The sequence below is a fragment of the Halorubrum sp. Ea8 genome, from assembly GCF_002252925.1.
Classification (GTDB): domain Archaea; phylum Halobacteriota; class Halobacteria; order Halobacteriales; family Haloferacaceae; genus Halorubrum.
Genome location: NZ_NHPF01000093.1, coordinates 1 through 19,914, shown reverse-complemented (window position 1 = coordinate 19,914; position 19,914 = coordinate 1). Strand labels below are relative to the sequence as shown.

Genomic DNA, 19,914 nt, shown 5'->3' with positions numbered 1-19,914 from the left:
GCGACCGCAAAGAGGTTGCGGAGGGACGGCGACGGCGCTAGTCGCGCACGTCCGTCGCGGCGGAGCTTCCGCCGTCTGCCCCGGCGACATTCCCGCCGTCGGCGTCGGCCGCGGGAGTGTCCTCGGCGTCTGCTTCGGCCGCAGTCCCGCCGTCGGCGTCGGCCGCAGGGAGCCGCATCCGCACCACCGTCCCGGTCGGGTCCCGCGTCTCGATGTCGAGCTCGCCGCCCGACCCCGTGACGATCCAGTGGACGAGCCAGAGCCCCAGCCCGCTCGCGTGCTCCAGCGCCGTCTCGCGCGCCTCCGAGAAGACCGCCCGCTCGACCGGCGGGATCCCCGGGCCGTCGTCGGCGACCTCGATCCGGTACCCGCCGCCGGCGGCCGCGACCATGACGTCGACGGTCGGGCGCTCGCGGTCGTTGTGGACCACGGCGTTCTCCAGCACGTTCCGGACGGCGGACTCGAGGAGTTCGTCGGCGTGCGCGACGGCGGCGTCGGGAGTCGAGACCCGCACCGTCGCGTCCGGGAACGACGATTCGAGCGACTCGGAGAGCCGCTCGACCAGCCGCGCGAGGTCGATCCGCGTCTGTTCGGCCTCGTTGTGGAGCGCCACGTCGATCTCGCGGGCCTGGTCGCTGAGGTGCGTCAGCGTCTCTACCTTCCGGTCGATGATGTCCAAGTAGTCGCCGCCGTCCTCGTCGACGTGGTCGCGCAGGAGGTCGGCGTAGCCGCCGATCACGTTCGTGTCGTTCTTCAGGTCGTGTCTGAGCACGCGGTTGAGGACCTGCAGGCGTTGCTCGTACCGACGGCTCTCCGTCACGTCCGTCGCGGTGATCACGACCTCCTCGGTGTCGTCGAACAGGCGCTCGACGGTCGTCTCGAACCGGCGCCAGTTCCCGTCGGCGTGGGCGATGCGGTGGTCGAGCGGCTGGGGCTCGTCGGTCTCGAACGCCCGCTCGAACGCGCGCTGCGACTCCAACTCGTCGTCGGGGTGGACGAGGTCGACGATCGGTCGCCCCTCGACCTCGGCGGGCGAGTGGCCGAGCAGCCGCTCTATCGACGGGCTCACGTAGCGGGCGAGACCGTCGGTCCCGCAGACGGCCACGACGTTCGGCGACTTCTCGATGAGGGTCCGATACCGGCGCTGGAGAGTCTCCCGCTCGGTGACGTCCCGGAAGAGGAGGACGGTGCCGCCGACCCCGTCACGCGGCGGCGCTCCGGCGTCAGCGCCGTCGATCGCGTGGGCGTCCACGGTCAGGAACCGGTGACTCTCCCCGTCGGTGAGGGTCACCCGGAACTCGCCCTCGCGCGACGACTCGGTCCGGGCGCCCCGCATCGCCTCGACGACGCCCGGGGCGGAGTCGAACGCCTCCACGACGTCTCGTCCGACCGCGACGGACGGGAACAGTCCCCTCGCCGGCTCGTTGACGTCGACGATACGGCCGGTCGCGTCCACGACGACGACCCCGTCGGCGAGGTTCGCGAAGACGGTATCGCGGGCGATCGGCGAGAGGTCGAGGAGACGGTGTCTGAACACGATCCAGCCGATCACCCCGGACGTGGCGGCGAACGTCACCGGCGTCAGGTCGACGAACGTCGGCCCGACCGCGCCCCAGACGCCGAGGACGCCGGCGACCGTCGGTGCGACGCCGGCGACGAGCAGCAGCGCCGCCTGCCGGCGGAACACGCCCTCTCGGGTGAGCGCCGCGTACCCGAGGACGGCGAAGGTGACCAGGTTCACGGCGTACGAGTAGGCCACGAACGCGAGGAGCTCCGGCGTGGGGGCGTACTCCACGACGAGGTAGCCGCCGACGTCGGCGAGCGACGGGTCGCGGTAGAACAGCGCCTCGGGACCGATCAGGAGGGCGCCGGAGACCACGGCCGCGGGAACGAGACAGAGCAGGGCGAACCGGCGCGGCCGGAGCCACGACGTTCGGTCGACGTACGCGAGCACGAACGCGGGCCAAGCGACCGCGAGGGTCCCGGTCCCGACCCAGACGAACCGGTTCCAGAAGAGGGTCGCGTCGAGCGCGGTCGCCGACAGTTGGGCCGCGTACGCCAGCGACCAGACCCCGCTCCCGAGCGCGACGCCGACGAACGCGCGGACGAGCGCGCGCTCCCCTCGCCCCCGACTCCTCGCGGCGTACGCGGCGAAGGAGAAGGAGGCGAGCGCCGCCACGAGCAACGGGGCCGTGTACGGCGTCGGTTGCCACACCATCGATATCGTTAGCATGACAGTAGCGGATAAAAGTGGACCGGACCGAACGCCCTAAGACGCCGCCGAAACGACGGCAGGTATGCTCGATCCCGGCGATTCCGCACCCCCGATCACGCTGGCCGACCAGCACGGCGCGACCGTCACCGTCGACCCGGACGAGTCGCGGTACACGGTGGTCTACTTCTACCCGCGCGCCGACACGCCGGGCTGTACCGCCGAGGCGTGCGGGTTCCGCGACGAGTGGGACGCCTTCGAGGGGGCCGACGTCGCCGTCGTCGGGATCAGCGACGACCCCGTCGAGGAGTTGGAGCCCTTCGCCGAGAAGCACGACCTCCCGTTCACGCTGCTGTCGGACCCCGACGGCGAGGTCGCGAGCGCGTACGACTCGTACGGCGAGAAGCAGATGTTCGGCAACACCTTCGACGGCGTGTTCCGGAACACGTACGTGCTCGACGGCGAGGGGACCGTCGTCCTCGCCTACGAGGGCGTCTCTCCCGAGGACCACGCGGTCGAGATCGTCGAGGACATCGCCGCGCTCGACGGCTGAGGTCGGCGGCGACCCCTCCGCGTCGCCGTCGTCGCGACGGGCCCGTCAGAACAGCCCGCCGACCCGCGAGAGGAGCCGCGGGACCTCGTCGGCGATCGCGTGCCGCTTCAGGAGCGCGAAGCCGGCGACGATGACGAAGAAGCCGACGACCGTCAGCGGCGTCACGGGCTCTAAGAGGAGGACCGCACCGGCGACCGTCGCGACGACCGGAACGACGTAGGAGACGAGGTTGATCTCGAACGGGCCCAGCCGGTCGAGCAGCGTGAAGTAGATGCTGTACGCGACGGCCGAGGACATCACGCCGAGGAACAGCAGCGAACCGACCGCGGGAAGCTCCGTGACCGGGAGCCGTTGGGTCTCGCCGAGCGCGGCGCTGAGCCCGTGGATCAGCGTGGCGCCGAACAGCATCGCCCACCCCGTGAGCGCGATGCTGGAGAAGCTCGTCGTCACGGTGCGGAGCCCGACGCTGCCGACCGCGACCGCGAGCACGCCGATCGAGATCAGCCCGACCCCGATGGTGACGCCCCCGGCGAGGTTCGCGGGGTCCGGCTGGGCGACGAGCCCGACGCCGATAAACGCGAGTACCACACCGAACGCGCCGCGCGCGTCGAGGTCAGAACCGCCGATCCAGGCGGCCGCGACCGCCGCGGTCGCGATCGGCACGAGGCTGTAGGTGATCGAGGCGATGCCGCTGGTGGTGTACTGCTGTCCGACGAACAGCAGCGAGTTGTTGGCGGCGACGGAGAGCCCCCCGCTGAAGCCGATGGCGGCGAAGTCGCCGCGCGTGCTGGGGAGCGGTCCCGTCTCCGTCAGGAGGACGTACGACACCAACACCAGCGCCGCCACGTCGAACCGGTAGGCCGCGTACAGCACCGGCGGGTAGTAGTCGAGGCCGACCTCGATGGCGACGAAGGAGCCGCCCCAGAGCGTGGCGAGGGTGAAAAACAGGACGACGTCTCGATACCGTGACACGGTCGAAGGAAGGCGACGGGGAATAAAGCGGTGTCCGTTGCGGAGGACGCCGCCGGATCGTGGCCGGACGGCCGGCGGTCCGGTCGCGGCCGTCCGACTCGCTTTCCGCCCGGTCCGCTCAGTAGCCGCGGACGATCAGGTAGTCCGCGAGGTCCTCGAGGAGGCTCCGCGAGCCGCTCTCGGGAAGCAGTTCGAGGTGCTCTTTCGACCGCGCGGTGAGGTCCTCCGCGGTCTCGCGGGCGTACGCGATGGAGCCGGCCTCCTCCAAGGCGGCCACCGCGTCCTCGATGGCCGACTCCGTGACCTCGGCCGGGGTGTCGGCGTCGACGAGGCCGTCGACGTCGACGCCCTCTTGACGCGCGTGGAGGGTGATCAGCGTCTCCTTCCCCTCGACGAGGTCGGAGCCGCGCTGTTTCCCCAGCTCCTCGGACGGCACGGTCAGGTCGAGCACGTCGTCTTGGATCTGGAACGCCCGTCCCGAGTCGATCCCGTACTCGTACAGCGCGTCGATGACGTCGTCGGCGGCGCCGAGCAGGATCGCCGGCGTCGCCGCCGACGCCCCGTACAGGACCGCGGTCTTCAGCTCGACCATCTCGAGGTACTCCTCGGGGAGGATATCGTCGCGCGACTCGAACGAGACGTCAAGCGCCTGTCCCTCGCAGATCTCCGTGCAGGTGGACGCGAGCATCCGCATCGCCTCCAACCCGTTCTCCGGGGCCGCGCCCGTCTCCGTCATGAACTCGAAGGCCTTCGAATAGAGCGTGTCGCCGGCGAGGATCGCCGTTGACGTGTCGTACTGCTCGTGGACGGCGGGGACGCCGCGCCGGAGGTCGTCCTCGTCCATGATGTCGTCGTGGATCAGGGTGAACGACTGGATCACTTCGATGGCGACCGCCGCGCGCATCACGTCCACTTCGGTCCCGTCGAGGGCGGCGAACTCGCGGAAGTCGACGCTCATCGGCTCGACGCCCGCGACGGCCTCGGCGGCGAGCGTCGCCACCGTCGGGCGCAGCCGCTTCCCGCCCGCCTCGAGGATATACCGCGTCGCCTCGTAGAGGCGCTCCGGGTGCTGTACCGGCAGCTCTTCGTCGATAGCGGCGTTGACCAGTTCACGCCGCTCGCGGATGGCGTCCAGCACCCGCGCCTCCTTCGTCTCGCTCGTCATTCGACGAGTTGGATGACGCTCCCGTTCTGCGTGACGTGAATGTCACGACCGAGCTTGTACCCCTGCGACTTCGCGAGACTCACGTACGGCGAGCGGCCCTCCAGCGACTGGTGGCCGGGGATGAGGTGCTGCGGCTGGAGCGCCTGCAGCATCTCGTAGTGCCCCTCCTCGCGGAGGTGGCCGGAGACGTGGATGTCGTCGTAGAGGCGCGCGCCCTGCATCCGGAGGAGCTGCTCGCTCTGGTAGCGCTGGCCCTCGTTGGTGGGCTCCGGGATGACGCTGGCGCTGAAGACGACCTTGTCCCCGTCGTCGATTTCGTACGGGGTCTCGCCGCGGCCCATGCGGGTTAACATTGCGCGCGGCTCGCCCTGGTGGCCCGTCACGATGGGGAGGAAGTTCCCCTTCCCCTCCTTCATGATCCGCTTGAACGCGCGGTCGACGGACTTCCGGTGGCCGTACATGCCCACGTCGCCCTGGAAGTCGACGAAGTCGAGCCGCTCGGCCGTCCCGGAGTACTTCTCCATCGAGCGCCCGAGGAGGACCGGCTGACGGCCGATCTCGCGGGCGTACTCGACGAGCGTCTTCACGCGGGCGATGTGGGAGGAGAACGTCGTGGCGACGATCCCGCCCGTGTAGTCTTCCATCGAGGTCAGCGTGTCCTCGACGTGCTTCTTCGCGTACGACTCGGAAGGGGTCCGGCCCTTCCGGCCGGCGTTCGTGCAGTCCTCGATGTAACAGAGGACGCCCTCGTCCTGCCGGCCGATCTCGCGGAACCGGTCCATGTCGATCGGGTCGCCGATGACGGGGGTGTGGTCCAGCCGCTTGTCGAGGCCGTAGACGATCGCGCCCTCGGGCGTGTGGAGGACCGGGTTGATGGCGTCGATGATCGAGTGCGTGACGTTGACGAACTCCATCTCGACCTGCTCGGAGTCGCCGATGGCCATCGTGCCGCCCGCCTTCATCTTCACGAGGTCGTTGTCGACCTGGAACTTCCCCTCGTCGGCGATCTGCTGTTTGACCAGTTCGATCGTGTACGGGGAGCCGACGATCGGGGCGTCGTACCGGTGCGCGAGCTTCGGGATGCCCGCGATGTGGTCGAGGTGACCGTGGGTGGGCACGATCGCCTGGACGTCGCCCTCCAGCTCGCTCATGACGCGGTCGTCCGGGATCGCGCCCATGTCGATCAGGTCGAGGCTGTGCATGCTCTCGGTCTCCACGTTGTCGTGGATGAGGACCTTACTGAGGTTCAGGCCCATGTCGAAGATGACGATGTCGTCGCCCGCTCGCACCGCCGTCATCTGTCGACCGACCTCTTCGTAACCGCCGAGTGTCGCAATTTCGATTTCCATGGTTTGTGTATATCGAACGCCTGTACGGCGTTCATCACTGAAACCCCGCAAGGAGCCGTCAGCGCTACGTCCGACCGCGCGTCGTTGAGGCCCCGCTACGGCCGAGCCGACGTCGGCTCACCGTGTCCCGCGGGAGTGTGGTATCCCGAGATACAGGAGCCCGTCTTAAAAACACCGGGGTTCGGGGCCCACCGCGACGGCCGGTAACACGGCGGTACCCGACAGTCTCGACCGGCGTGAACGGGTTTTCACCCCGATCTGTCCTCCTCGCGTCCCGGTATTTTTATTACCGCGACGGGCGGCGATACGTACAATGAGTGGACGACCCCTCGACGTGCTCGAAGCGTCGCTCGAGGACCCGGTGACGGTACACCTGAAGGACGGGACGACTTACTACGGAGTGCTGGCCGGCTACGACCAGCACATGAACGTCGTCATCGAGCCGGAGGACGACGTCGGCGACCGCGTCGACGACGATCTCGACGCGGAGTTCGCCGTCGCGATCGAAGACACAACGATTATACGCGGCGATAACGTCGTCACCATCAAAGCATGACCGGCTCCGGAACGCCCTCTCAGGGGAAGAAGAACAAGACGGTTCACGTGAAGTGCCGCCGCTGCGGCGAGAAGTCCTACCACGTCAAGAAGGAGCGCTGCTCCTCCTGCGGCTTCGGTAAGTCCGCGAAGCGCCGCGACTACGCGTGGCAGTCGAAGACCGGCGACAACTGACGACGACGCTTTCTCGATCTCTCCATTCCGCTCGAATCCCGTAGTGTCGGGTCCGGTCGCGGCGGGTCGTCCGACCCCCACGATTCCGCCGCCGGCCGAACGCTTACTACCGGCGGTCGCCGAACCGTGGCATGGACCTCTCCGTCGTCGACCTCTCTCCGGTCCCCGCGGACGGGACCGCCGCCGACGCCTTCGCGAACACGGTCGCGGCCGCCGAGCAGGCGGAGCGGCTCGGCTACTCGCGCTTCTGGGTCGCCGAACACCACGGCAGGACCGACCGCCTCGCGGGGACGACCCCGGAGGTGCTCCTCGGACGGCTCGCGGCGGCGACCGACGCGATCCGGCTCGGCAGCGGGGCCGTCCTCCTGAATCGCTACAGCCCGTTCAAAGTCGCCGAGTCGTTCGGGACGCTCGACGGGCTCGCGCCGGGCCGCGTCGACGTCGGCGTCGGCCGAGCGAACGGGCCGCCGGCCGCGGACCGCGCGCTCGGGACGAGCCGCCGCGTCGAGAGTCCGAACGAGGACCACGAGGAACGGGTCCGCGCGCTCGTGAGCCACCTCTACGACGCCTACCCCGACGGCCACGAGTACGCCGACCTCGACGTCCCCCGCTCCGGGGACGGTCCCCCCGTTCCGTGGGTGCTCGGGTCGAGCCCGGCGAGCGGCGAGATCACCGGGAAACTCGGGCTTCGGTACTGCTTCGCCGGGTTCATCAGGCCCGGATTCGCGGAGCGTGCGTTCGCGTCCTACCGCGAGGCGTTCGAGCCCGGCGCGCTCCCTGCCGGCCCAGACAAGCCGACGGGGATGGTCGCGGTCAACGCGGTCGCCGCCGAGACCGACGCGGCCGCGGCCCGTCGCCGAGCGCCCGCGGAGGCGACCTTCCGGCGGATGCGCCGCGGCGACCTCGGGGACTCGACGCCGTCCGTCGCTGAGGCGGTCGACGAGCTCGGCGGGGCCCCGGAGCCGACGCCCGCGACGCTCGACGACGACGAGTGGCCGCGGTCGGTCTCCGGGAGTCCGGAGACGATATCGGGGATCCTCGAACAGCTGGCCGACCGAGCCGGCGTCGACGAGGTGATGATCCAGCACGCAGTCCCCGACCACGGCGACGCGCTGGAATCGCACGCGCTGCTGGCCGAGGCGGCCGGGCTGGAACCGAGGAACTAACGGGCCGGCGTCGGTGCCCCGCTCACTGAGGCGGGTTCCGGACGAGCGCGTCGAGCATCAGCAGCGCGCACGCCAGCGCCGCGGCGGCGGTCGGGACCACCCACCCCTCGACCATCGCCGACGCGGCGCCGTACCCGCCGGCGAACAGCAGCGGCATGCCGGCGAGGACCGCGTCCGCCCGCGACACGCCTTCGGGCACGTCGACCAGAACGCCGTCGGCGACGCTCATCAGTCCACGTACCCCAGGTCCCGGAGCCGCTTGCCGATCCGGCGGGCCTCCGCCTCGCTGATCTCGTCGTCCGACTCCATCTCCTGGACGACGACGTGTTTCACGAACTCCTTCACGGAGCCGAACGGCTCGTCCTCGATGTACTCCTCGACGTCGGCGACGAACTCCTTCCGCAGCGAGATGGTAGTGTAGTCGGCCATTACGCCAGATCAGTGGCTCCCGGGTGAAAAATCTAATTACATGTAATTACTATTTGTCGTGACTACTCCACGCGCTCGCGGGCGGCGGCGACGAGCATCGGGAGCATGACGGTCGCGTCGCCGTAGACGGAGGCGTTGCGCGCGTCCTTCTCCAGCTTCCCCCACGACCGGGCCTCTTCGAGGGTGGCGCCGGAGAGCCCGCCGGTCGCCTCCGGGTCCATCGTTATCTGGACGGCGTAGTCGTACGCCCGCGGGGTGACGAGCATCGTCTGGAGGGTGAAGTTCTTCGGGACGCCGCCGCCGACGAGCAGGCAGCCGGCGTCGTCGGCCTCGAACGCGAGGTCGGTCAGCTCCGTCATGTCGGCGAGGGCGTCGAGCGTGAAGTCGGCCGTCTGCGCGTACATCCACGCCTGCAGTCCCAGCACGGAGTCCTGCACAGCGGGGCAGTAGACGGGGACGTCGCACTCGTAGGCCGCGGCGGCGACGCCTGGGTCCTCGGCCACGTCGTCGCGGTCGTTGACCGCGGCGTTCGCGCGACCGAGCTCTCGCGCGAGGTCGGCGATGGAGACGGCGCCGTCGCCCTCGGCGTCCGGGTCGGCCTCGAGCGGCGGGAACACCTCCTCGCGGAGGTGGCCCTCGAACGCCGCGAAGTGCTCCTGCGGGAGGTAGACGTTGTAGATGCGGTCGACGCCCTCGTCGCGGAGCCCCTCGTCGTGCTCGCGGAGGCTCTTCTCCGGGTCGTGAGTCCGGCCGTGGTGGTGTTTCCCGCCGATCGCCTCGATGGCGTCGTGGGTGAGGTTCGCGCCCGTGGTCACCAGCGCGTCGACGTAGCCGTCGCGGATCAGGTCGGAGACGATCCGGCGCATCCCCGCCGGGACCATCGCGCCGGCCAGCGAGAGGAAGACCGTGCAGTCCTCGTTCGCGAACATCTCCGCCAGCACGTCGCCCGCCTCGTTGACCGACGCCGCGCCGATCCCGGCGTCGCCGTACCCCTCGACCAGCTGGCCGACCGTCATGTCGGCGGTCGCCCGCGTGTGCCCGACCGGGTCCTCGTGGAACTCCTCTCGGGGCGGGTCTCCGCCGTGCTCGTCGTGGCCGTCTCCGCCGTGCTCGTCGTGTCCGTCGCTCATGTCGACTGATGCGACGGGCGACCGTTTGAAACGACCGATCTACCGGCCGATCGAGCCCCCGCTCACCGGCGGGAACAGCGCCAGCTCGTCGCCCTCCTCCAGCGTCGTCTCCAACCCCTCGTCGTGGCGGACGCTCCGCCCGTTCCGGAGGACGTTGATGTGGTCGGCCACCGAGCCGTCCTCGAGCACGCGCTCTCGGAGGTCGGGGTGGGCGTCGAGCAGGCCGTCGAGCGCGTCGCCGACCGTGTCCCCCGGCGACGCCTCTACCTCGACGGTGCGGCCGCCGGCGATCTCCGAGAGGTCCGCGAACAGCTTCCACTCCATACGTTGACCCCGTACGGACGCCTCAAGAGCGTTGCGTCCCTTCGCTCGGTTCGGCCTCGGCGTCGGCCCGGTCCCCGCCGTCGCCGTCGTCGCCGTCGTTCGCCGTGACGACCGACGGGTCCGCCCTCTCTCCGCCGGCGTCGGCCTCGAACCGACGGAGCGCGTCGGGTCGGCCGACCAGATACACGAGATCGCCGGCGCCGAAGGCGTACCCGCGCCGCGGGATGGGCTGTACCGCCCCGTCCCCGGGTCGGACGGCGGCGACGACGACCTCCACGTCGCCGACGGTGCTCTCGGCGAGGGCGCTGCCGGCCTCGACCGTGATCGCCGCCATCGTCTCGTCGGCGTTCCGGAGCAGCGAGGCGAACTCCCGGTCGGCCTGCGGCTCCGCCGGGAGCGTCACGATCCGATACGACTCCTCCTCGGTGAGCCCCTCGGCGTCGGACTCGTCGAGCGCGACGGTCGCCGCGTCGCCGGCGACGCCCCGGAGCTCGCCGGTGGCGACCCGCTTCGGCTCCGGATCGGTGCGCCACAGCTGGACCGTGTCGCCGGCCGTCGCGTTGTTCGGCGGGTCAGCGGCCACGGCGACCGCGGCGGATCCGGGCGCGAGCGTCGGTCCGAGCCCCGCCGCGCGGGAGCCGACCGCGAAGTACTCGACCGCGCCGTCGTCGGTGACGTCGACGTCCACGTAGCCGACGCCGTGGTCGGTCTTCACTCGCTCGACGAGCCGTTCGCGGAGCTCCTCGCCGGAGAGCTTCCGCGCGAACAACAGCGTCTTCTCGGCCATCTCGGCCTTCTTCTCCGGCGACACCGGGTCGTAGGTGTCCATGTCGCGGATCTCCTCGGCCACCGGGAGCGTGACGGCCGTGAACCGGCCGACGGCCCGGACGATGCCGGTCAGCTCGCCCTCCAGCTGCCTGGCCCCCGAGAGCGCGAACACGTCGACCGCGAGCCGGTCGCCGACGTACCGGCCGCCCGGTGCGAACACCGCCGCGACGCCGAGCGAGACGACGTTGAACAAGACGCTCTCCGGTTCGAGCAGCGACGGGCTCTCGCCGGCCGCGATCGCCCCGAGCGAGGTCGTGTTGAGGTACAGCGCGACGACGGAGACGCCGAGCAGGACGGTGACCCCCTCTGGGATCTCGTCGCGGAAGTACCACCGGTACGTCAGCGCCGCCGCGCCGGCGACGAGGACCGAGAGGACCGCGAAGGTGACCAGAGTGACCGCCGCCTGCCGCGGACGCGCGAAGCCGACGTCGACCGGCGGTGCGACGGCGGCTTGGGGTGCGACGGCGACGAGGAAGCCGACGAATCCCTGGTGACCCGCGCCGGTCGCCGCGGCCGCCGTCGCCGCCGCGATCATCGCGCGGCCTCCGCGAACCGGTCGAGGGCGTCGCGGCTCCCCACGACGAACAGGTCGTCCTCGGCGGAGAGGCGCTGCGAGCCGCCGGGAGCGATACTCCACGAGTCGTGCCGCGCCGCGAGGACCGCGACGTCGTACGCCTCCCGAACGCCCACCTCGCCGATGGTGTGGCCGTCGAGCGGGCCGCCGGGGACGACGGACACCTTACGGAACCGCTTCCCCGCGCGGCGCAGCAGCGTCGTGAGCTCGTACTCCCGGCGGGTGCCGCGGGAGAGGACGAGGACGCGCCCCCGACCCGCGCGCAGGAGCGCGCTCGCCTCCGGCCGCTCGACGGCGACCGTCACTCGCCCCTCTCCCCCGGTCGTCGTCGGCGCGCTCGCGGTCGTCGGGGCGGGGGGCGCCTCGCCGCCGTCCGTCCGCGGCCCGCCGTCCCCGCGCGGCTCCCCGTCGCTCCGCGCGGCGTCGGTCCCGGGGAGGTCGTCGCCGGGCCGCCCGCCGCCGGTCGCCGGCGTCCCCGCGCCCGGCTCCGGCTTCCCGCTCGTCCTCGCGGCCAGGACGGTCCCGTCCACGCTGAGGCCGGACGCGAGCACGCGCACGACATCGCCGCGGGCGATCCCGGTCGGGACGAGCGCCGGCACCGACACCGCGCGCTTCCCCTCCGGGACCCGCTTCGACAGCGCTCCGGTCGGCGGCGCCGCGGCCACCGTCGCGTTGGCGCGTTCGTCGATCCGCACGGCGACGTCAGCCAGGTCGAGCTCGGTCCGGAGCCGCTCCGCGAACCGGTCCTCAAGCTCGACGAGCGGGAGGTCGGCCGGGAACGTCCACTCGCCGTCGACGATCGCGCCCCGGGTCTCGGCCGGCAGCGGCGGGTACCCCTCCATGTCGTTCACCTCGCCGGCGACGTCGACGGTGACCCGACCCCGACCGCCGACCAGCTCGACGACGTCCGTCGAGAGGGTCCGGTCGCGGAGCTGTTGGAGCGAGATCCGCTTCGGGACGGTGGCGCCGAGCTTGTCCCCTTGGGCGTGCGCGTACAGCGAGATCATCAGGACCACCACGATGGCCGTGAGGACCGCCGGCGCGCGCTCGGACGAGCGGATCGTCTCGTCGTTGAGCGCGAGCAGGCCGCCGTTGATGCCGGCGATCGCGAGCGCGAGGACGACGACCCCGAGCCCGGGAATTGTCACCCCGGTGACGTACTTGAACACGAATCCGAGCACCCCGGAGACCAGCGCGGGCAGGATCCCCGTGATGATCCCGAGGTAGATCCCGAAGACGACCTCGACGGGCAGTGACATACGCCCCACACTCGGCGGTGAGGTTAAACCCCTGTCGCCGCCGCCGCTCCGCCCTCGCGGGGTTTAAGTCAAGCCTCGGCGACGGGCCGGTATGGAGCTGACCCGCGACTGGGTGACCGTGCGGGCGTCCATCGCCCTGACGTTCGCGGTCGCGGTCCTGTCGATCCTCGCCGGACTCGCCCAGATCGGCGGGCTCGGCGTCGACGGGCCGCTCGCCCCTCTCGTCCCCGACGTCGTCCGCCAGACGGTCGGATTCACGGGGACGATCACCGGCTTCGCGATGCTCGGCAGCGGCTTCGCGCTGAAGAACGGCTACCGGGTGGGTTGGCACTCCACGGCGGTCCTGCTGCCCCTGACCGCGATTCAGGGGCTGATGCAGGCGTCGGTGCTGTCGTTCCCGCTGGTCGCGCTGTCGGTCCTGTCGGTGCCCCCGCTCGTCTACAACCGCGGACGGTTCGACAGGCGCTTCTCCCCGTCGCCGACGCAGCTCGCGGCGGGCGCAGCGCTCGTGACGGCCGTCTCGTACGGAACGGTCGGTACGTACGCGCTCCGCGACCAGTTCAACGGGGTGGAGACGATCGTCGACGCCTTCTATTTCACCGTCGTCACCGCCTCCACGGTCGGCTACGGCGACGTGACGCCGGAGGCCGGCGCGGCCGCCGACATCGCCCAGCTGTTCGTGCTCTCCTCGCTCGTGATGAACGTCGCCGCGTTCGCGGTGGCGCTCGGGGTCCTCCTCACGCCCGCCATCGAGGCGCAGCTCTCCAAGGCGCTCGGAAAGATGACAGACAGACAGATAGACCTCCTCGACGACCACGTCCTCGTGCTCGGCTACGGGGACCTGACGGAACCGATACTCGAAGAACTCGACGAGCGCGACGGCGTCGATTACGCCGTGGTGACGCCGGACGAGACGGCCGCCCGGCGGCTCGCCGACCACGAGGTCCCGGTGTACACCGCGGACCCCAGCGACGTGGAACCGCTCGAACGGGTCAACCTCGACGGCGCCCGCGCGGTCGTCGTCGCGACCGAGGACGACGCGCGCGACGCGCTCGCCATCCTTACCGCCCGCCAGCTCAACCCTGACGTGCGGATCGTCGCGGCGGTGACGCAGCGCGAAAACGTGGACAAGCTCCGCCGCGCCGGCGCCGATCAAGTGATATCCCCGTCGACACTCGGCGGCCACATCCTCATCGACTGCGCGTTCGGGGCGGACAGCCGGGACGCGACCGAGGAGATCCTCCGCGACGTCGACCTCGAAGACTGACGGCGGTTCGCGGCACCGGTAGATCGCTGTACCGGCGGTTCGCGACGCCCCGGAATTCGGTTGTCAGCGGCTCTGCCGGCCCTTCGTCTGCCGGTAATCCCGGCTCAACACGTTCTCGCGCATGTGATCGCGAAAAGCGTCGGCCTCGGCGTCGGTCATCGACTCCGGCTCCTTCATCGGCACCAGCTCGAACCCGCGGCCGCGGATGGTCGTCGCGTGCTCGGCGTCGACGTCGAAGGAGTCGGGGCGCCGCGTCGTGTACTCGACCGCGAGTTCGCGGAGCGGCCGCTCCCCGACGGGGACGATGATCTGCGGGTTGATCATCCGGATCTCCGCGTTGAGGAACGGCTCGCAGGTGTCGACCTCGCGGTCGGTCGGCTCGCGCTCCGGGTGTCGGCAGCGCGTCAGGCTCGTGAAGAAGACGTTCTGAACGTCCGGCTCCGCCGCGTCCGGCGACGAGCGCACGAACCCGAGGTCGGCGAAAATGGACTGGACCCGCTCGCCGCCCTCCGCGCCCGTGAACGGGACGCCGTTCTCCTCGGCGGCCGCGGTCGGCCCGGTCCCGACGACGAGGAACTCGGCGCCCACGTCACCGTACCCGTGGACGACGCGCTCCCGCGCGTCACACAGCTCGGGGCAGTTCTCGCAGGCCGTGTCCATCCCGAACGGGTTCCGGAACTCCTGTTGATTCGCGTCCACGGACGTACTGCGTCCCGCGAGCCCCTAAACGCTCCGCTGGGGGGTCGCGGAGTCTTCAGAACGCGGCGGGGCGAGGGCTCAGTTCAGCTGGTAGGATTCGCCGTCGCAGTCGACCATCCCCTCTCGCTTGAGGGTCTTCAGGATGCTGTACAGCGAGATCTTCTTCATCCCGAGCGAGTCGCCCATCTCCGAGACGGTCGCGTCGCCGTTCGTCGTCAGGTACAGGTACACGAGCTTCGCGCGGGGCGACTGCAGCTCCGACGGCAGGGCCGGCGCCGCGGTGCGTGTCTCTAACATCTTGTCCGAAGCGTCGAGTTCGACGATAATAAATCCCCTATTCAACGATCGTCGTAATCGATCGGAACGGTAACGAGACGGTTCCTATCGGCCAAAAACGACAGTTCGTCGATCGCGAGATCGCCGCGCAGAGAGTGTCGACGCCGGAACGCGCCGACTTTTTCGACCGACGACGGATAGGAGACCGTGAACGATCCGGAGCGATCGTGCCCGACCCGGTCGCCCCGGGGCGACCGGGTCGGCGCGATCGCGTCGCGTCCGACGGCTCAGTACGACCGGCTCTTCGGCTCGTACGTCTTGTTCTCGCCCTCGAGGATCGTCGGCTTATACCACAGCTCCGGCTCGCCGTCGTTCCACGAGACGAGCGTGTGCTTCAGCCAGTTCTCGTCTTTGCGTTCTTGGTGTTCCTTCCGCCAGTGAGCGCCGCGGAACTCCTTGCGCGCGAGCGCGCCCATCGTGAGCGCCTCGGCGATGTCGAGGATGTTCCGCGTCTCCATCGTGTGGATCAGGTCGGTGTTGAACGTCCGTGACGGGTCAGAGACGGCGACGTCCTTGTACGCCTCCCGCGCCTCGCGGAGGTCGCCGAGCGTCTCCTCGAGCCGGCCCTCCTCGCGGAACACGTTGACGTTGGCCGTCATCGTCTCTTGGACCTTCGAGCGGATCTCCGCGTGGTTGCGGCCCCTGCGCGCGAGGAGCTCGTCGACTCGGTCCTTGGCGCGCTCGACGGTGGCACCGAGGACGCTCTCGGCGTCGGACGCCACCGCGCCGCCGTCGGCCGCGGCGGGGCCCTTCCCGCCCGTCTCGCCGACCTCGATCTCGAACTCGTAGTCGGCGGCCTCCCACTCGCCGTCTTTCCCGGTCGTGACCTTTGCCTCGCCCATGTCCTCGCCGGCGGCGTGACGACCGGCGCGCTTGCCGAAGACGATGAGCTCCGGGAGCGCGTTGCCGCCGAGGCGGTTCGCGCCGTGGACCGACGCGCAGGCGCACTCGCCGGCGGCGTACAGCCCGTCGATGGCGGTTTCGCCGTGCTCGTTCGTCTCGATGCCGCCCATCGCGTAGTGCTGACCGGGCTTGACGGGCATCGGCTCCGTGAGCCCGTCGGCGCCCTCGAAGTCCTCCGCGAGGTGGAGGATGTTCTCCAGCCGGTCGAGGATGCGCTCCTCGCCCAAGTGGCGCATGTCGAGGTGGACGTACTCGTCCTCGATGCCGCGCCCCTCGTTGACCTCGGTCAGCTCGGCGCGGGAGACCACGTCGCGGGAGGCGAGCTCGCCGTCGTTGTTCGCGTAGCCGTGCTCGAACATGAACCGCTCGCCCTCGCTGTTGTAGAGGATGCCGCCCTCGCCGCGGACCCCCTCCGATATCAGGACCCCCGTCGACGGCAGCGTGGTCGGGTGGAACTGGATGAACTCCATGTCCTCCATCGGGACGCCGGCGCGGTACGCCATCGCGACGCCGTCGCCGGTGTTCGCGACCGCGTTGGTGGTGTGGTCGAACACCTGCCCCATCCCCCCCGTCGCGAGGATGACGCCGTTGTCGGCGCGGAAGCCGCTGACCTCGCCGCTCTGGATGTCGTAGGCGACGACGCCGTGGCAGGTGCGGTCGGCCGGGTCGTCCTCGTCGGTGACGGCGAGGTCCATCACGTGCCACTCGTCGTACACCGTAACGCCGCGTTTGACCACCTGCTCGTACATCGTGTGGAGCATCTGGTGGCCGGTCTCGGCGCCGGCGTACGTCGTCCGGGGGAACGAGAGCCCGCCGAACGGGCGCTGGGAGACGCGACCGTCCTCCTCGCGGGAGAACGGCATTCCCCAGTGTTCCAGCTGGATGACCTCCTCCGGGCTCTCCTGACAGAGCGCCTCGACCGCCGGCGCGTCGCCGAGGTAGTCCGACCCCTTCATGGTGTCGTATGCGTGGTCCTGCCAGGAGTCGGCGTCGCGCAGCGCCGCGTTAATTCCTCCCTCGGCCGCGCCCGTGTGCGAGCGGACCGGGTGCAGTTTCGAGACGATGGCCACGTCGGCCCCGGCTTCCTGTGCTGCGATCGCCGCCCGGAGTCCCGCCCCCCCGGCGCCGACAACGATGACGTCGTGTTCGTGCATTGTGGTTATGATAGTCGGTTGGTTCCGAATGCCCTTGAGAGTGTCTCCCGCCGTTACCAGAACTTCAGGTTGTTCTTCACCGCTTCGCGCTTCAGCTCCTGGATGTGCTCGGTGAGGGGGATGTCCTTCGGGCACACTTCGGTACAGGAGAACTGGGTCTGACACCGCCAGACGCCGTGCTCCTGCTCGATGATCTCCAGCCGCTTCTGTTTCATCTCCTCGCCCTCGCGCTCGTCCATGGCGAACCGGTACGCCTTGTTGATCGCGGCGGGCCCGAGGTACTCGTTGTCGCCGGCGGCGATGTTACACGAGGACATGCACGCGCCGCACCAGATGCAGCGCGTCGACATCTTCACCTTCTCGCGGTTCTCCCGCGTCTGGCGCTGCTCCTCCAGCTCCCCGTCGGGGTACTCGTCCGTCTGGAAGTACGGCTCGACGGCCTCCATCTGGTCGTAGAAGTGCTCCATGTCGACGACGAGGTCCTTCTCGACCTCGGCGTGCGGGAGCGGCTCGACGCGGATCGGCTCCTCGAGGTCGACGATCTGCGTCTTACACGCCAGCTTCTGGCCGCCGTTGACGAAGATGGCGTCCGAACCGCACACCGCCTGCCGACAGGAGTGACGGAACGTGAGCGAGGAGTCGTAGTTATCCCGCGAGTACATCAGGGCGTCGAGGACGGTCATCCCCTTCGTGAAGGGAACGTGGAACGTGTCGAATCGGGGCTCCTGTTTCCCCTCCACCTCCGGGTCGTATCGGAACACCTTCAGCTCGATCGTGTCCTCGTCGGCCGCGGCCTTCTCGGCCTCCTCGGCCTGTCTGCGGGCGCGTTCCTCCGCGGCCCGGCGGCGCTTCTCGGCCCGCCGTTCGTCGCCCTTGGAGGCGACGTCGGTCTCCGCTTCGGTCTCGCTCGATTCCTCGGTCTGCTTCGGTATCTGTGTGCTCATGATCGGTTCAGTAGAGTCCGATTCCCGCCCACGCGTTCGCGGTGCGCACGCCCTGAACGATCAGGACCGCGCTCGCGGCGACGAGGGTCCACTTGATGACGGTGCGTTTGGTGCCGGTGAGTCCCTGGTTGACGAGGGCGTTGTAGACGCCGTTGACCCCGTGGAACGTCGCCGTCACGAGGAAGAGGATCATCAGCGAGTAGTAGCTCAGGCTCTCCATCCGCCCCGAGCTGGCGAGGAACGACACCTCGTCAGCGTGGTGGACGAAGTGGAGCAGGAAGAAGTGGAACGCCAGCACGACGAGCAGGAACGCCGCCGTGACCCGCTGGAGCAGCCACATCCGACCGCCGGATTTGAACGAGGAGTAGCGCTCCGCCATCTCAGAACGCCCCCGCGATGAACGTCGGCACCGACGCGACGGTGATCGCTCCGGTCAGGATGAGTGACGCGTAGAAGCTCTTGTCTTGTGCGTCCAGGCCGACCCCGAGGTCGACGAGGAGGAGCCGGGTGCCGTTGAGCATGTGGAACACGGCCACCGCGAGCAGGCCGACCTCCAAGAGCCGCACCAACAGCAGGCTCTCGAGGCTGACGATCGTCTGGGTGTACACGTCCTCTCCGGCCATGATCGCGGCTTCGCTCGCGCCCGCCGCAGGGATACCGGTGCTCAACACGGCGATGTGGGTGAACAGGTATCCGATAAGCACCCAGCCCGTGAACTTATGGAAGATCCAGGCCCACATCCCCGCCTCGAACTCCCGCCACCGACTGAAGTCCTCAATGAGGCCTCGATTGTACGACTGACTCATATCTAACGGTTCCGCACTGGGGTCGTATAGTAGTTTCTAACACGGCGGGATCGACCCCGACAGCGGCCCGCCGTATCGGGGGTGTGTTTGCTCTTAACACAGAGCCCCCGCTCGCGGAAGCCTTTTATGTACTCCTCCCGCTCTTACGGACGCAATGGCGAAAGGGAAGGTTGACTTCTTCAACGACACCGGCGGCTACGGATTTATCGAGACTGACGACGCGGACGAGGACGTGTTCTTCCACATGGAGGACGTCGGCGGCCCGGACCTGGAGGAAGGTCAGGAAGTCGAGTTCGACATCGAGGAGGCGGACAAGGGTCCGCGCGCCACGAACGTCACCCGTCTGTAACCGCTGACGTCGACGTTTCGAGGTTGTATCGGCTTTTCGACCGTTCTACGCCCGTGAGCCGCCGGTCCAGTCGCGGTCCGGCGGTCGACGGTCGGGAAACGCGGCCCGACGGGCAGCGAGCGGGGGTCGGCAGTCGACGAACGGGGACCGAAGGCGACCCGCGAACCGGCCGTTCGAACCCCGACCGATAGGGATTTACCGGTCGCTGACTGACCGGTCAGTCAATGAGCGATCAGCCGAGCGCGGCCGAGGAGATCATGGACGGGGTCTACCGCGCGCTCCGCGCCCACGGCTACGCCGACGTGACGATGCAGGACATCGCCGACGAGTGCTCGAAGAGCAAGTCCCTGCTCCACTACCACTACGACACGAAGGAGGACCTGCTCGTCGCGTTCCTCGACTACGTCATCACCGACTCCGAGGCTCGGATCCGGGCTCACGCCGACGAGCCCCCGATCGAGCGGCTCGCGGGGTTCGTCGGCTGGTTCGTCTTCGAGGCCGACGCCGTCGACCGCGAGGCGTTCCACATCGCCCTCCTCGAACTCCGGACGCAGGGGCCGTTCAACGAGCGGATCCGGGAACAGCTGGTCAGGAGCGACCGCCTGCTCCGCGGCACCGTCGCCGACATCCTCGAATCGGGGATCGAGAACGGGACGTTCCGCGAGGTCGACGTCGAGGAGACGGCGGCGCTCGTGGTCGCGACGCTCGACGGCGCGCGGACCCGACAGATCACGCTCACCGGCGGGGACGGCGACGGGGCGGGCGA

23 protein-coding genes are annotated in these 19,914 nt (G+C 69.5%); 7 read left to right on the top strand and 16 right to left on the bottom strand.

Going from position 1 to position 19,914, the window contains the following annotated elements; all coding sequences use genetic code 11:
• Positions 1 to 37: 37 nt before the first annotated feature.
• Positions 38 to 2,218 carry a histidine kinase N-terminal 7TM domain-containing protein gene (locus tag DJ74_RS10035; RefSeq protein WP_094527152.1) on the bottom strand — a complete coding sequence of 727 codons (2,181 nt, stop codon included), beginning with the start codon at positions 2,216 to 2,218 and terminating at the stop codon, positions 38 to 40.
• A gap of 79 nt (positions 2,219 to 2,297) precedes the next feature.
• Here DJ74_RS10035 and DJ74_RS10030 point away from each other — a divergent pair, with 79 nt between their 5' ends.
• On the top strand, positions 2,298 to 2,765 hold the full coding sequence (locus tag DJ74_RS10030; RefSeq protein ID WP_094523653.1) for a peroxiredoxin: 468 nt from the start codon (positions 2,298 to 2,300) through the stop codon (positions 2,763 to 2,765).
• Positions 2,766 to 2,810: 45 nt separating this feature from the next.
• Here the strand turns inward: DJ74_RS10030 and DJ74_RS10025 are convergent, their stop codons facing one another.
• From DJ74_RS10025 to DJ74_RS10015, 3 genes are all read right to left on the bottom strand, one after another.
• Positions 2,811 to 3,737 carry a DMT family transporter gene (locus tag DJ74_RS10025; RefSeq protein ID WP_094523655.1) on the bottom strand — a complete coding sequence of 309 codons (927 nt, stop codon included), beginning with the start codon at positions 3,735 to 3,737 and terminating at the stop codon, positions 2,811 to 2,813.
• 118 nt (positions 3,738 to 3,855) lie between these two features.
• Positions 3,856 to 4,902 carry a geranylfarnesyl diphosphate synthase gene (gene idsA3, locus DJ74_RS10020; RefSeq protein WP_094523657.1) on the bottom strand — a complete coding sequence of 349 codons (1,047 nt, stop codon included), beginning with the start codon at positions 4,900 to 4,902 and terminating at the stop codon, positions 3,856 to 3,858.
• Positions 4,899 to 6,251 carry a ribonuclease J gene (locus tag DJ74_RS10015; protein ID WP_094523659.1) on the bottom strand — a complete coding sequence of 451 codons (1,353 nt, stop codon included), beginning with the start codon at positions 6,249 to 6,251 and terminating at the stop codon, positions 4,899 to 4,901. Before DJ74_RS10015 ends, idsA3 begins: the two co-directional genes overlap by 4 nt.
• A 313-nt stretch (positions 6,252 to 6,564) precedes the next feature.
• Here DJ74_RS10015 and DJ74_RS10010 point away from each other — a divergent pair, with 313 nt between their 5' ends.
• From DJ74_RS10010 to DJ74_RS10000, 3 genes are all read left to right on the top strand, one after another.
• A complete protein-coding gene (locus tag DJ74_RS10010) occupies positions 6,565 to 6,807 on the top strand; it encodes an LSM domain-containing protein (protein ID WP_094523661.1) in 243 nt (80 codons plus the stop codon).
• Positions 6,804 to 6,980 carry a 50S ribosomal protein L37e gene (locus DJ74_RS10005; RefSeq protein ID WP_094523663.1) on the top strand — a complete coding sequence of 59 codons (177 nt, stop codon included), beginning with the start codon at positions 6,804 to 6,806 and terminating at the stop codon, positions 6,978 to 6,980. Before DJ74_RS10010 ends, DJ74_RS10005 begins: the two co-directional genes overlap by 4 nt.
• 131 nt (positions 6,981 to 7,111) lie before the next feature.
• Positions 7,112 to 8,146, top strand: coding sequence for an MsnO8 family LLM class oxidoreductase (locus DJ74_RS10000; RefSeq protein WP_094527151.1), 1,035 nt, complete (start codon positions 7,112 to 7,114; stop codon positions 8,144 to 8,146).
• 22 nt (positions 8,147 to 8,168) lie between these two features.
• Here the strand turns inward: DJ74_RS10000 and DJ74_RS09995 are convergent, their stop codons facing one another.
• From DJ74_RS09995 to DJ74_RS09970, 6 genes are all read right to left on the bottom strand, one after another.
• The gene (locus tag DJ74_RS09995; RefSeq protein WP_094527150.1) at positions 8,169 to 8,375 is read right to left on the bottom strand and encodes a hypothetical protein; all 207 of its coding nucleotides are present in this window, start codon (positions 8,373 to 8,375) and stop codon (positions 8,169 to 8,171) included.
• A complete protein-coding gene (locus DJ74_RS09990; RefSeq protein WP_094523669.1) occupies positions 8,375 to 8,575 on the bottom strand; it encodes a hypothetical protein in 201 nt (66 codons plus the stop codon). The genes DJ74_RS09995 and DJ74_RS09990 overlap by 1 nt, the downstream gene beginning before the upstream one ends.
• 62 nt (positions 8,576 to 8,637) lie before the next feature.
• Entirely contained in the window at positions 8,638 to 9,705 is a 1,068-nt protein-coding gene (locus tag DJ74_RS09985; protein WP_094527149.1) for a deoxyhypusine synthase, read from the bottom strand.
• 39 nt (positions 9,706 to 9,744) lie between these two features.
• Positions 9,745 to 10,029: a ubiquitin-like small modifier protein 1 gene (locus DJ74_RS09980; protein ID WP_094523673.1), complete on the bottom strand. Its 285-nt coding sequence runs from the start codon at positions 10,027 to 10,029 to the stop codon at positions 9,745 to 9,747.
• Positions 10,030 to 10,051: 22 nt separating this feature from the next.
• Positions 10,052 to 11,392: a potassium transporter TrkA gene (locus DJ74_RS09975; protein WP_094527148.1), complete on the bottom strand. Its 1,341-nt coding sequence runs from the start codon at positions 11,390 to 11,392 to the stop codon at positions 10,052 to 10,054.
• Positions 11,389 to 12,690, bottom strand: a complete 1,302-nt coding sequence (locus DJ74_RS09970; protein ID WP_094523676.1) for a potassium channel family protein — start codon at positions 12,688 to 12,690, stop codon at positions 11,389 to 11,391. The genes DJ74_RS09975 and DJ74_RS09970 overlap by 4 nt, the downstream gene beginning before the upstream one ends.
• Before the next feature lie 91 nt (positions 12,691 to 12,781).
• On the opposite strand from DJ74_RS09970, the gene DJ74_RS09965 reads away from it, so the two are divergent.
• Positions 12,782 to 13,957 carry an NAD-binding protein gene (locus DJ74_RS09965; RefSeq protein WP_094523678.1) on the top strand — a complete coding sequence of 392 codons (1,176 nt, stop codon included), beginning with the start codon at positions 12,782 to 12,784 and terminating at the stop codon, positions 13,955 to 13,957.
• Positions 13,958 to 14,020: 63 nt separating this feature from the next.
• Here DJ74_RS09965 and DJ74_RS09960 read toward each other — a convergent pair whose 3' ends face one another.
• The 6 genes from DJ74_RS09960 to sdhC form a co-directional block, all read right to left on the bottom strand.
• Positions 14,021 to 14,656, bottom strand: a complete 636-nt coding sequence (locus DJ74_RS09960) for a uracil-DNA glycosylase family protein (protein ID WP_094523680.1) — start codon at positions 14,654 to 14,656, stop codon at positions 14,021 to 14,023.
• A 78-nt stretch (positions 14,657 to 14,734) separates the two neighbouring features.
• On the bottom strand, positions 14,735 to 14,953 hold the full coding sequence (locus tag DJ74_RS09955) for a helix-turn-helix domain-containing protein (RefSeq protein WP_094523682.1): 219 nt from the start codon (positions 14,951 to 14,953) through the stop codon (positions 14,735 to 14,737).
• Positions 14,954 to 15,219: 266 nt separating this feature from the next.
• Positions 15,220 to 17,049, bottom strand: a complete 1,830-nt coding sequence (locus tag DJ74_RS09950; RefSeq protein ID WP_094523684.1) for an FAD-binding protein — start codon at positions 17,047 to 17,049, stop codon at positions 15,220 to 15,222.
• Between the two features lie 53 nt (positions 17,050 to 17,102).
• Positions 17,103 to 17,993 carry a succinate dehydrogenase/fumarate reductase iron-sulfur subunit gene (locus DJ74_RS09945; RefSeq protein WP_094523686.1) on the bottom strand — a complete coding sequence of 297 codons (891 nt, stop codon included), beginning with the start codon at positions 17,991 to 17,993 and terminating at the stop codon, positions 17,103 to 17,105.
• Between the two features lie 7 nt (positions 17,994 to 18,000).
• A complete protein-coding gene (locus DJ74_RS09940; RefSeq protein ID WP_094523688.1) occupies positions 18,001 to 18,372 on the bottom strand; it encodes a succinate dehydrogenase in 372 nt (123 codons plus the stop codon).
• 1 nt (position 18,373) lies between these two features.
• Positions 18,374 to 18,799: a succinate dehydrogenase, cytochrome b556 subunit gene (sdhC, locus tag DJ74_RS09935; protein ID WP_094523690.1), complete on the bottom strand. Its 426-nt coding sequence runs from the start codon at positions 18,797 to 18,799 to the stop codon at positions 18,374 to 18,376.
• Between the two features lie 154 nt (positions 18,800 to 18,953).
• Between sdhC and DJ74_RS09930 the strand changes: the two genes are divergently transcribed.
• Together DJ74_RS09930 and DJ74_RS09925 are read left to right on the top strand one after the other, a co-directional pair.
• Positions 18,954 to 19,148 carry a cold-shock protein gene (locus DJ74_RS09930; protein WP_092566404.1) on the top strand — a complete coding sequence of 65 codons (195 nt, stop codon included), beginning with the start codon at positions 18,954 to 18,956 and terminating at the stop codon, positions 19,146 to 19,148.
• 224 nt (positions 19,149 to 19,372) lie between these two features.
• Positions 19,373 to 19,914: TetR/AcrR family transcriptional regulator (locus tag DJ74_RS09925; RefSeq protein ID WP_141212696.1), on the top strand; the 542-nt coding region annotated here is incomplete at its 3' end.

Coding starts and splice junctions, on each gene's coding strand:
- DJ74_RS10035 (WP_094527152.1), bottom strand. CDS start 2,218: ATGGTGTGGCAACCGACGCCGTACACGGCCCCGTTGCTCGTGGCGGCG.
- DJ74_RS10030 (WP_094523653.1), top strand. CDS start 2,298: ATGCTCGATCCCGGCGATTCCGCACCCCCGATCACGCTGGCCGACCAG.
- idsA3 (WP_094523657.1), bottom strand. CDS start 4,902: ATGACGAGCGAGACGAAGGAGGCGCGGGTGCTGGACGCCATCCGCGAG.
- DJ74_RS10015 (WP_094523659.1), bottom strand. CDS start 6,251: ATGGAAATCGAAATTGCGACACTCGGCGGTTACGAAGAGGTCGGTCGA.
- DJ74_RS10010 (WP_094523661.1), top strand. CDS start 6,565: ATGAGTGGACGACCCCTCGACGTGCTCGAAGCGTCGCTCGAGGACCCG.
- DJ74_RS10005 (WP_094523663.1), top strand. CDS start 6,804: ATGACCGGCTCCGGAACGCCCTCTCAGGGGAAGAAGAACAAGACGGTT.
- DJ74_RS10000 (WP_094527151.1), top strand. CDS start 7,112: ATGGACCTCTCCGTCGTCGACCTCTCTCCGGTCCCCGCGGACGGGACC.
- DJ74_RS09995 (WP_094527150.1), bottom strand. CDS start 8,375: ATGAGCGTCGCCGACGGCGTTCTGGTCGACGTGCCCGAAGGCGTGTCG.
- DJ74_RS09990 (WP_094523669.1), bottom strand. CDS start 8,575: ATGGCCGACTACACTACCATCTCGCTGCGGAAGGAGTTCGTCGCCGAC.
- DJ74_RS09985 (WP_094527149.1), bottom strand. CDS start 9,705: ATGAGCGACGGACACGACGAGCACGGCGGAGACGGCCACGACGAGCAC.
- DJ74_RS09980 (WP_094523673.1), bottom strand. CDS start 10,029: ATGGAGTGGAAGCTGTTCGCGGACCTCTCGGAGATCGCCGGCGGCCGC.
- DJ74_RS09975 (WP_094527148.1), bottom strand. CDS start 11,392: ATGATCGCGGCGGCGACGGCGGCCGCGGCGACCGGCGCGGGTCACCAG.
- DJ74_RS09970 (WP_094523676.1), bottom strand. CDS start 12,690: ATGTCACTGCCCGTCGAGGTCGTCTTCGGGATCTACCTCGGGATCATC.
- DJ74_RS09965 (WP_094523678.1), top strand. CDS start 12,782: ATGGAGCTGACCCGCGACTGGGTGACCGTGCGGGCGTCCATCGCCCTG.
- DJ74_RS09955 (WP_094523682.1), bottom strand. CDS start 14,953: ATGTTAGAGACACGCACCGCGGCGCCGGCCCTGCCGTCGGAGCTGCAG.
- DJ74_RS09950 (WP_094523684.1), bottom strand. CDS start 17,049: ATGCACGAACACGACGTCATCGTTGTCGGCGCCGGGGGGGCGGGACTC.
- DJ74_RS09945 (WP_094523686.1), bottom strand. CDS start 17,993: ATGAGCACACAGATACCGAAGCAGACCGAGGAATCGAGCGAGACCGAA.
- DJ74_RS09940 (WP_094523688.1), bottom strand. CDS start 18,372: ATGGCGGAGCGCTACTCCTCGTTCAAATCCGGCGGTCGGATGTGGCTG.
- sdhC (WP_094523690.1), bottom strand. CDS start 18,799: ATGAGTCAGTCGTACAATCGAGGCCTCATTGAGGACTTCAGTCGGTGG.
- DJ74_RS09930 (WP_092566404.1), top strand. CDS start 18,954: ATGGCGAAAGGGAAGGTTGACTTCTTCAACGACACCGGCGGCTACGGA.